This is a genomic window from Agromyces salentinus (assembly GCF_009749395.1).
In the GTDB taxonomy this organism is placed as follows: Bacteria; Actinomycetota; Actinomycetes; order Actinomycetales; family Microbacteriaceae; genus Agromyces; species Agromyces salentinus.
In genome coordinates this window covers 33,989-44,317 of sequence record NZ_WBIR01000026.1, presented here as the reverse complement: position 1 = coordinate 44,317, position 10,329 = coordinate 33,989, and the positions used below count along the sequence as shown (strand labels likewise).

The following is a 10,329-nucleotide window of genomic DNA, read 5'->3' as shown; positions in this document are numbered from 1 at the left end:
CGCCCACGGAAGACCCTCGACTACGACACCCCAGCACGACGCCTGAAACACGAACACCGCACCCCGCAACCAGCACTCCGATAGCCTGCAACCACCTGTCCTGTTGCGTCGATCATCAGAATCCGCCCGTGCCTGTGCGGGCGATTTCATCGGGCCGGGTAAACGGGCACCTCATCCGCCAGGCACAGCGAGCTCACTCGAAGATCGGGTTGCGCCCGCTGCGCGACCGGCTTGCGGGCTCCGTTCTCGCACCGATACCGCTCAAGCAGCGGCACAGCCAGAAGGTCCTAGTCGCCGTATTCGTCGCAGTCGATGCCAGCTCCCAGGCTCGCCAGAAGCGCGAGGGTCTCAGCCTCGAGATGCCAACCGAGGAGTTGATGCTGACCAGCCAACTTCGTGAGCACGTCGCCGGTTGGGCAGACTGCATCATCGAGGTTCTCTTGTTCGCCATCCTCAGCATCGAAGTAGCGGACGATCCCAAGTTGCGCACTAACGTCGGTACTTGTGACGAGTTCGCGGATCCGGTCCGCGAGCGGGCGAACGCGGTGAATCACTCTTTCGACCTGGTGATCACCGGTGAGCCCCGGCTCATCACACCGGAGCCCCCAAAGGTGCTCGACCGGAACCGGCGGGTTGTCGCGCTTGCTGCCTCGCACAGAGGACCTATCCGGTTCAACACCAAGCGCGTCCGTTATCGCGACCGCTGAAATGGTCTTGCTGTAAAGGCTGAAATCGACGAATTGGCGGATGCGCACCGACCAAGCTTGCGTGGCGTTCAACGTGAAGGCAAGCGGGGCGGCCTTGAGGCCCATGCTCCGCTGACTCAGCCGTTCGGCGTCCTTGGCATACGCGAACCGAGTGGCCGCGCGCAGAAGGGGATCCATTCCGGGCGTTCGTTGTCAGTTGTCGTGCCGCGATGCGGTGGAGGCCGCGCTCCGCTTCTTAGGGCGACCCGGAAGCATCAACTTGTCTCCATTCCTAGTGGAGCGGAATGCGCGGAGTTCATCGCGGCCACCGGCCACTGCGAGGACCACCGCAATCAGAGCCCCAATGCCTATGAACCATCCCATGATCGGACGCTACGCCTGCCTCGCGACTCTGTACAGCGGTCGGCGCATAGAGCGGCTGCCCGCAAGCCGGTCGTCGAGCGAACGTCCGCAGGTGGATCCGCTTACGGGCCGCGGCGGGCCGCTCGCCGATGCCGGCCAAGGTGTAGGAATTTGCCATCTACCATGGAATTCCGCCATCTCCGCCGCTGACAAATGCCGTGAATTCCGGGCCATAGCGACATCTCCGAGCGGAACCTACAGCTACTCCGCCTCGGGGTTGCCCGCCCACCAGCCGAGCGTGTGGTGGATGTGCCGGTGCATGAGCGCCCGCGCGCCCTGCGCGTCGCCCTCGGCCAGGTGCTGCAGGAGCACGAGGTGCTCGGCGGCCGACTCGTCGAGGCGCTTGGACTCGAGCATGTCCGACAGCCCGACGAGGCGCGTGCGCGAGCGCAGGTCGGCGACCGTGGCGACGAGCAGCCGGTTGCCGAGCAGCCTCGTGAGCGTGAGGTGGAACTCGAGGTCGGCCTCGAGGTAGCTGCGCAGGTCGCCCGACCTCGCCCCCTCGACGATCTGCTCGGCGAGCGCCTGCAGCCCGGGCAGCTGCTCGGCCGGGAACCGGCGGGCCAGTTCCTCCATGGCGGGCGGCTCCAGCAGCTGACGAACCTCGACGATCTCGCGCAGCGCCTCGGGGCTGACGGTCGTCACGCGGAAGCCCTTGTTGCGCACGGGCTCGACGAAGCCCCGGCTCTCGAGGTCGAGCATCGCCTCGCGCACCGGGGTCGCCGAGACGTCGAACTGGGTGGCGAGCGTGGGCACCGTCAGCAGCTCACCCGGCGCGAGCTCTCCCGAGATGATCGCCGCCGAGAGCGCCTGCTCCACGCGTGCGCGAAGGCTCAGCTGCGCCTCGACCGGTCGGATCGCCGTGACGGCCATCTCGATGTCCTCTCTGTGGGAGGTGCCGATGCCGAGCCGGTCACTGCGCCCGCATCCACTGCTCGATGCCGGTCGCGTCGATCGGCAACGCCGCCGACAGCACCTCGGATCCGCCGGTCGTGACCAAAATATCGTCTTCGAGTCGAACTCCGACACCACGCAGCTCCGGGGGCACGGTCGTGTCGAACGCGTGGAAGTACAGGCCGGGCTCGACCGTCAGCACCATGCCGGGGGTCATCACGTTGCCCTGATAGGCCTCGTAGCTCGACCTGGCGCAGTCGTGCACGTCGAGGCCGAGGTGGTGGCCGATGCCGCAGACGAGGTAGCGGCGGTGGTGCTGGCCCTCGGGCGAGAGCGCCTCGTCGACCGAGACGGGCAGCAGTCCCCAGTCGGACAGCCCGGTCGCGATGACCTCCATCGCGGCGGTGTGGAAGTCGGTGAACGGCCGGCCGGGGGCGACGGCCGCGAGTCCGGCCCGGTGGGAGCGCTCGACGAGGTCGTGGGCCTCGCGCTGGGCCGCGCTGAAGGCGCCGGACGCGGGGAAGGTGCGCGTGACGTCCGCCGTGTAGTACGTGCGGTTCTCGACGCCCATGTCGAGCAGGAGCAGTTCGTCGGGCTTCACGGGTCCGTCGCAGCGCACCCAGTGCAGGGTCGGCGCATGCTCGGCCGAGCCGACGATCGTCGCGTACCCCGGGCCGTTGCCGAACGTGCGGGCATGACGGTCGAACGTGCCCTGGAGCCAGCGCTCCCCGCCGAACCCGATCGCGTTGGGCACCTCGCGGATGACGCTGCGGAAGCCCTCGACGGTGGCGTCGACCGCGCGGCGCAGTTCCTCGACCTCCCACTCGTCCTTGATCATGCGGAGCTCGGCGAGCACGCGGCCGAGCTCCGCCGAGCGCGGCACGCCCGCGAGCGCCGGGTGCCCCGAGTTCAGGGTCCCGGTCAGCAGCACGTCGCGCGACCGGCCGACGACCTCGGCGAGCCGGTCGAGCGTCCGCACGTCGAGTTCGAGCGCCGCCGCCCAGTCGCCCGTGCCGGGCGCGGATCCGACCCACAGCTCGCCGTGCGCGGCGTTGGCGAAGAAGTCGGGGTCGCCGGGATACGCCGGCGCCGGGATGAACAGCGTGGCGTCGTGGCCGGCCCCGGCGGGCGTCAGCACGAGCACGGCGCCCTCCGCGGAGCATCCGCTCAGCCAGAAGAAGTCGCTGTCGGGCCGGAAGTCGTAGTTCGTGTCGTTCGCCCGCACCGGCGCGGCTCCCGAGGCCACGACGATCGTGCGACCGGGCAGCGCCGCGCTCAGGCGCGCGCGATGGGCGGCGGATGCCGCAGCCACGCCGGGCTCGACCGGCGGCGTGCGATCGGGCACGTCCCAGCCGGTCGCCATGTACTCGAGGAACGCGGGCACCTCGCGCAGGCGCGGCAGCCGCGGGTCGCGCGTGGCCGGGGCCGGCATGGAGGATGCCGAGCCCGCGGGCGCTGCTCCCCCATGACCGTGCCCCGCGTGCGCGGCGTGCGCGTGCCCCGCGTGCCCGTGCTGGTTCATCGTCGTCTCGCTCATGCCGCTCGCTCCTCCGTCTGCTCGCGGAGGGGTCCGCCGAGCTCGTCGACGAGCCGGAACAGTCGCGGGACGACCCGCTCCGCGCCGATGCCGTCGTGTTCGTACTCGTTCGTCACCCAGGCGCGGGCGTTGCCGACGTGGTCGGCGGTCTCCAACTGCAGGCCCGCGTCGACGTACATGTCGTCGAAGTACACGGCCGCGGAGAGGGGCACCTCGTTGGCGGCGAGCCGGTCGAGGTCGTAGAGCGCACTCCACTCGGTGCGCTCGGCGAGCAGCTCGACGGCCGCCTCGAACGGCTGCAGGGCCCGGATCTCCCGGAACATCCAGGGGTACATCATCTCGCCGGTCATGAGCAGCGGCCGGGCCGCCTCGGCGAACTGCGGCAGCCGGTCGCGCTCGGCCTGCGCCGCCCAGTTCGTCGCGCCCGTGGCATCCGACGCGTAGATCGACTCCTGCATGACCGCGAACAGCGGGTTGTCGCTGTACGAGCTGCGCGCCTCGACCTGGGCGAGGAAGGTGCCGGTGAGGTCGTCGGATGCCACGTCGAACGCCTCGTCGATGAGGAAGTGCATGCGCTCGAAGCCGGGCTTCATGCCGAAGTCGATGCCGAGGCTCTGGAACCGCCGCACCGTGAGCAGGTCGCCGCCCGGCAACACCACGTCGCCGGCCGAGAGCCGGTCGGCGATGCGCGCGAGCGTGTCGGCGTGGTGGGGATACCTGGCGAGGAACTCGCGGTTCTTCGCCTCGACGCGCGGGTACGTGCGCCGGTACACCTCCGCGGCGTCCGGCCGGACGCTCGCGAGCCCGCCGGTGACGTAGCTCGCGGCGAGCCCCTCGGGAGCCTGCGACAGGTACGTCAGCGTCAGGAAGCCGCCGTAGCTCTGGCCGAGCGTCGACCAGCGCCGACCGCCGAACACGGTCTTGCGCAGGTGCTCGGCGTCGGCGACGATCGAGTCCGCGCGGAAGCGGGTCAGGTACTCGGCCTGTGCGGCCGCGTCGCCCACGCCGGCGATGACGCGCCCGTCGACACGAGAGCTGCGGCCCGTGCCGCGCTGGTCGAGCAGCACGACCCGGTGCTCCTTCAACGCCTCGCCGACCCAGCCGTCGGGCCCGGTCGGCCGCGGCCCCTTGCCGCCCGGTCCGCCCTGGAGGTAGACCAGCACCGGCAGGTCGTCGCGGCGCTTGAGCGGGTCGACGAGCTCGCGCGCGAAGACCTGGATCGTGCGGGCGTCGGTGTCGTCGAACCAGTTCAGCGGCACCTCGACGACGTGGTCGCGCACGTGCATGCCCGGAATCGTGTACTCGGCGGTGATCACGCGCCGGCTCCTTCCTCGGCGAGCATCCGAGCACGTCGGAGCTCCCATTCGGGGTCGATCTTCGGCACCGCGGCGAGCAGCGCCTTCGTGTAGTCGTGCTGCGGCCGCTCGAAGATCGCATCGCGGTCGCCCTGTTCGACGATACGGCCCCGGCTCATGACTGCGACGGTGTCGGCGATCTGGCGCACCACCGCGAGGTCGTGCGCGATGAACACGTAGCTGAGGCCGAGCTCGGCCTGCAGCGAGTTCAGGAGGTTGATGACCTTCGCCTGCACGGAGACGTCGAGCGCGGAGACCGCCTCGTCGCAGATCACGAGCTTCGGGCTCACGGCGAGCGCCCTGGCGATGCCGATGCGCTGCGCCTGGCCGCCCGAGAACTGGGCGGGATACCGCTGGGCGTGGTCGGGGTTCAGGCCGACCCGCTCGAGCAGCTCGCGGACGAGCGCGCGCTTGCCGCCCGCCGGCGAGATGCCCTGGTAGTCGAGGGGCGCCGTGATGATCTTCTCGACCGTGTGCCGCGGGTTGAGCGAGGAGAACGGGTCCTGGAAGACGACCTGCACGTTCGACCGGAAGGCCGCCAGAGCCCGGCCCCTCGCCTGCGTCACGTCGACGCCGTCGAACTCGAGCGTGCCGCTCGTGGCGTCGATGAGCTTCGCGACGATGCGCGCGGTCGTCGACTTGCCCGACCCCGACTCCCCGACGATGCCGAGGGTCCGGCCCCGCGGAACCTCGAAGCTCACGTCGTCGACGGCCGTGAAGGTGCTCGTGCCGGCGATGAACGCCCCGTCGCCGCGGGTCGTGAACTGCTTGGTCAGGTGCCTGGCCGTCAGGATGGCATCAGTCATCGGCTCGTCCCCTTCAGCTCGTCGAACGGATCGTCGATGCGGGGCAGCGCGGCGAGCAGGGCGCGCGTGTAGGCGGCCCGCGGATTCGAGAACACCTGTTCGGCCGTGCCCGCCTCGACCTGCTCGCCGTCCTTCATGACGAGCACGTCCTGCGCGACCTGGCTGACGACGGCGAGGTCGTGGGTGATGAAGATCATGCCCGTGCCCGTCTCGCGCTGCAGGTCGGCCAGCAGCTCGAGGATCTGCGCCTGCACGGTGACGTCCAACGCCGTGGTCGGCTCGTCCGCGATGAGCAGGTCGGGCTCGAGGCACAGCGCCATCGCGATCATGATGCGCTGGCGCATGCCGCCCGAGAACTGGTGCGGGTAGTGGTCGACGCGCCGCGAGGCATCCGCGATGCGCACACGCTCGAGCGCCTCGATCGTGACCCGGCGGGCGTCCCTGCGGCTGCCGCCGTTGTGCGCGCGGTAGGCCTCCTCGATCTGCAGCCCGACCGTGTAGTACGGGTTCAGCGACGAGAGCGGGTCCTGGAAGACCATCGCGACCTTGTCGCCGCGCACGCGCCGCATCTCGCGGTCGCTGCGCCCCAGCAGCTCGTGCCCGTTGAGGCGGATGCTGCCGGTGGCCGTGCCGCCGCGCGGCAGGAGGCCCATGATCGCGAGGGAGGTCATCGACTTGCCCGAGCCAGACTCGCCGACGATGCCGAGGGTGTCACCGGACTCGACGCGGAACGAGGCGTCCTTCACGACCTCGACCGGGCCGGACGAGGTCGGGAAGGTGACGGTGAGGTGGTCGACCTCGAGGAGGGTCGATCCCGCCACGGGGATCGAGATGGTTCGCGGTGCGGTCAGGCTCATGCGGACTTCACCCTCACTCTCGGGTCGAGGTACGTGTACGTGACGTCGACGAGGATGTTCGCGACCACCACGAGGGCGGCCGCGAGGAGCGTCACGCCCATGATCACGGGCTGGTCGTTCTTCGCGATCGAATCGGCGGTGAGCTTGCCCACGCCGTTCAGTCCGAAGACGGTCTCGGTGATGAGCGCGCCGCCGAGGAGGCCCGCGAAGTCCATGCCGAACAGGGTCACCACGGGCGTCAGCGACGGGCGAAGCGCGTGCCGTCGCAGGACGACGGGCGCGTCGAGGCCCTTGGCCTTCGCAGTGCGCATGAAGTTCTGGCCGAGCGTGTCGATGACGTTCGTGCGCACGATGCGCGAGTACATCGCGGCGTACCCGAAGGCGAGCACGAGCCACGGCATCAGGTACGACTGGAACCAGAGCAGCGGGTCCTCGGTGAACGTCACCGACTGCGGGAACGGCAGCCAGCGCAGCTGCACCACGAGCAGGTACTGCAGGAGCAGCGCGACGAAGTAGTTCGGCAGGCTGATGCCGGCCAGGGCCGTGGTCATGACCGCGCGGTCCCACCCCGTGCCCTGCTTGACCGCGCTGAGGAGGCCGCCGCCGATGCCGGCGAGCAGCCACAGCGCGGCGGCGCCGACAGCGAGCGTGACCGACACGGGCATGCGCGCGACGATCATGTCGGTGACCGACTCGTTCGTCTGGAAGCTGAACCCGAGGCACGGGGCGGCGCACGTGATCGCGGCCGCGCCCTCGCCGTAGGTGCGGCCCGTGAAGATCCCGGAGAGGAACTGCCAGTACTGCTGCCAGAACGGCAGGTCGAGGCCGAGCTGCGAGCGGATCTGGTCGATGCGCTCGGGCGTGCACGTCTTGCCGCAGATCTGGACCGCCGGGTCGGGCGAGAGCCAGAAGAAGATCATGAACGTGAACAGCGAGATGAGCAGCAGCACGCCGACGGCGGCGAGGAGGCGACGGAGGATGGTGATGGCCATTACGCGGCATCCCCCGCATCGAGCACTCGGCGCAGGTTGTCGCCCAGCACGGTGAACGCGAACACCGTGAGGAAGAGGAACGTGCCGGGGATCAGGAAGAACATCGGGTCGACGGCGTACCAGCCGACCGCGGTCGAGATCATCTGGCCCCACGAGGGCGTCGGCGGCATGACGCCGACGCCGAGGAAGGAGAGCCCGGCCTCGGTGCCGATGTAGCTCGGCACGGCGAGCGTTGCGAGCACGATGATGGTGCCTCTCAGGTTGGGGAGCACCTCGCGGAACACGATCTTGACCGGGCGGGCGCCCGACGCCCTCGCCGCCTCGACGAACTCGGAGTTGCGCAGCGACATGGCCTGGCCACGGATGACGCGGGCGGTGTACGGCCACCCGAAGATGCTGAGCACGAGCACGAGCAGCGCCGGGCGATTGCCCGCGGGCAGCGCCGACAGCAGCGCGATCATGAAGATGAGCGACGGGAACGCCATGAGGAAGTCCATGACGCGCGAGATGATCTGGTCGGCCAGGCCCCCGAAGAAGCCCGCGACCATGCCGAGGACGACGCCGAACGTGGTCGTGATGAGGGTGGCCGAGACGGCGATCATGAGCGAGACGCGGGCGCCGTAGGCGATGCGCACGAGGATGTCGCGGCCGTTGCCGGGCTCGACGCCCAGCCAGTGCGACGAGCTGATGCCGCCGAACGGGCCGATCGGGACGCCGCCGAGGTCGGAGTCGATGGCGGTCGGGTCGAATTCGTACGGATCCCAGCCGGTGATCGCCGCGAGCACGGGTGCGAACACCGCGAGCAGCACGATGAACACGATGACGCAGACGCTGAAGACGACCGCGGGGGACTTTCTGAGCGTGGAGATCACGCGTCGAGCGGGCGTGGGGGCGCTGCCCGTGGGCAGCACCCCCTTCGGCTCCGTCTCGACGGCCAGCTCGCTGGGAACCGTCGACATGGGACCTACTCGGCGCTGGCCAGGCCGACCGACACGTAGTCGATGCCGCCCGAGAAGCCCGCGTGCGCGTACGCGCCCGCGACGTTGGACCCGACGACCATCACGGCCTTCTCGAAGAGGAGCGGCACGGCGGGTGCGAGCTCCATGATCTGCTCGTCGAGCGCGCCCCAGGCCGCGTTGGCCTCCTCGACGTCGGTCATGGCGCGGATCTCGGCGATGCGCTCGTTGACCGCGGGGTCGTTCAGCTGCGCGACGTTGGAGTTGCCCTTCTCGAAGATCTGCGTGCCCTCGAACAGCGGCGGCAGGAAGGTCGCACCGGAGGCCCAGTCCGGGCACCAGCCCGTGATCGCCGCGTCGTGCTGCTGCGACGTCGTGCCGATGACCTCGTAGAAGGTCGCCGAGTCGATGAGGTTGAAGTTCACCGTGATGCCGGCCTGGGCGAGCGACTGCTGGATCGCCTCGGCCTGCGCCTGCATCTTCGGGTTGTTCCGGATGTCGAGCGTGAACTCGAAGCCGTCGGGGTAGCCGGCCTCGGCGAGCAGTTCCTTCGCGGCCTCGGGGTCGCCCTCGAAGTCCTCGCTCGGGTAGAGGTCGAACTCGGTGAAGCCGGCGACGGTCGGCGGCATCATCGTCGTGGCGATGTCGGCGAGCTGGCTGCCGCCGGTACCGTCCTTCACGGCCTGCTTGTTCACCGCGAGGTTGATGGCCTGGCGCACGAGCGGGTCGTCCATGCCGGGCTTCGTGGTGTTCAGCGGCATGTACGTGGTGCAGCCCTGCAGGCCCTGGATGGTGCGCTCCTGGATCTCGGGCGTCTGGATGCGGGCGATCGAGGCCGCCTGCACCGAGCCCGCGATGGCGTTCTGGTCATCGCCCTGGCCGGCGATCATGCGCTCGTCGATGGTGGCGCCGTCGAGGCCGAAGGTCCACTCGAAGGAGTCGGGGTAGGCCTTGCGCACGTCATCGGTCGAGGCGTCCCAGTGCTCGTTCCGCTCGAGCACGAGGGTGCTGCCGCGCTGGTACTCGGTGACCCGGTACGGGCCGGAGGCGATCGGCTGCTGGTCGATCGAGGTCGTCGTCACGCTCTCGTCGTCGGCGGGGAACGGCGTGAACGGCGCCTGGCCGACCACGGCCGCGAAATCGGCGTAGGGCTGGTTCAGGTGGAAGACGATGGTCTTCTCGTCGGGCGTCTCGATCGTGTCGAGCGGCCCCGAGATGTAGAAGCCCTGGTAGTCCTCCGGCATGTAGAGCACGATCTTCGCGTAGGGCGAGCCGATCGAGATCGAGGGGTCGAGCGAGCGCTCGACGCCGAACTTCACGTCCGCGCTCGTGATGGGCGTGCCGTCCTCGAAGAAGATGTCGTCCTTCAGGGTGAAGGTCCAGACGGTGGCATCCTCGTTCGGCGTGCCCGTGTCGGTCGCGAGGTCGGGCACGATCTCGGTGCCCTCGGCGCCCTCGCCCACGCCCTGCGTCGTGAGGGTGCGGTAGATGAGGCGGTAGAAGTTGTTCACGCCGCCGTCGAAGCCCTGCGCGGGATCGAGGTGCGAGAAGTCGGTGTTCTGCAGCACCTGGAGGGTGCCGCCGGTGACCGGTTCGCCGCCGACGCCCTCGGTCGACCCTGACCCGGTGTCGGCGGCGGTGCAACCCACCAGGGCGATGGACGTCGCGATCGCGAGTCCGAGGAACGCTGTGCGTCTCTTCATGCTGTCTCTGCTCTCTTGTTCGGGTGCTTCGGTGTTCGGGTGCTTCGGTGTTCGGGTGCTTCTGTGTTCAGGTGCTTCTGTGTTCAGGTGCTTCGGTGTTCGGGTGGTGCTGTCTTCGGT

Annotated in this window: 9 protein-coding genes; all 9 read right to left on the bottom strand. The window is 69.4% G+C overall.

Features of this window, described 5'->3' with window-relative positions; all coding sequences use genetic code 11:
• Positions 1-287 precede the first annotated feature (287 nt).
• Positions 288-884 (bottom strand): DUF4279 domain-containing protein, encoded by a 597-nt coding sequence (locus tag GQQ95_RS18220; protein WP_157429031.1) that lies wholly within the window; start codon positions 882-884, stop codon positions 288-290.
• Between the two features lie 426 nt (positions 885-1,310).
• Positions 1,311-1,982 carry a GntR family transcriptional regulator gene (locus tag GQQ95_RS18215; protein WP_157429030.1) on the bottom strand — a complete coding sequence of 224 codons (672 nt, stop codon included), beginning with the start codon at positions 1,980-1,982 and terminating at the stop codon, positions 1,311-1,313.
• Positions 1,983-2,022: 40 nt separating this feature from the next.
• Complete coding sequence (locus GQQ95_RS18210; protein WP_343032773.1) at positions 2,023-3,540, bottom strand: aminopeptidase P family protein; 1,518 nt, start codon at positions 3,538-3,540, stop codon at positions 2,023-2,025.
• Positions 3,537-4,856, bottom strand: coding sequence for an alpha/beta fold hydrolase (locus GQQ95_RS18205; protein WP_246205792.1), 1,320 nt, complete (start codon positions 4,854-4,856; stop codon positions 3,537-3,539). The genes GQQ95_RS18210 and GQQ95_RS18205 overlap by 4 nt, the downstream gene beginning before the upstream one ends.
• Positions 4,853-5,701: an ABC transporter ATP-binding protein gene (locus GQQ95_RS18200; RefSeq protein WP_157429028.1), complete on the bottom strand. Its 849-nt coding sequence runs from the start codon at positions 5,699-5,701 to the stop codon at positions 4,853-4,855. The genes GQQ95_RS18205 and GQQ95_RS18200 overlap by 4 nt, the downstream gene beginning before the upstream one ends.
• Entirely contained in the window at positions 5,698-6,558 is an 861-nt protein-coding gene (locus tag GQQ95_RS18195) for an ABC transporter ATP-binding protein (RefSeq protein ID WP_157429027.1), read from the bottom strand. Before GQQ95_RS18195 ends, GQQ95_RS18200 begins: the two co-directional genes overlap by 4 nt.
• Complete coding sequence (locus GQQ95_RS18190; protein WP_157429026.1) at positions 6,555-7,550, bottom strand: ABC transporter permease; 996 nt, start codon at positions 7,548-7,550, stop codon at positions 6,555-6,557. Before GQQ95_RS18190 ends, GQQ95_RS18195 begins: the two co-directional genes overlap by 4 nt.
• Positions 7,550-8,509 carry an ABC transporter permease gene (locus GQQ95_RS18185; RefSeq protein WP_157429025.1) on the bottom strand — a complete coding sequence of 320 codons (960 nt, stop codon included), beginning with the start codon at positions 8,507-8,509 and terminating at the stop codon, positions 7,550-7,552. Before GQQ95_RS18185 ends, GQQ95_RS18190 begins: the two co-directional genes overlap by 1 nt.
• 5 nt (positions 8,510-8,514) lie before the next feature.
• Entirely contained in the window at positions 8,515-10,209 is a 1,695-nt protein-coding gene (locus GQQ95_RS18180) for an ABC transporter substrate-binding protein (protein ID WP_157429024.1), read from the bottom strand.
• Positions 10,210-10,329: the final 120 nt, after the last annotated feature.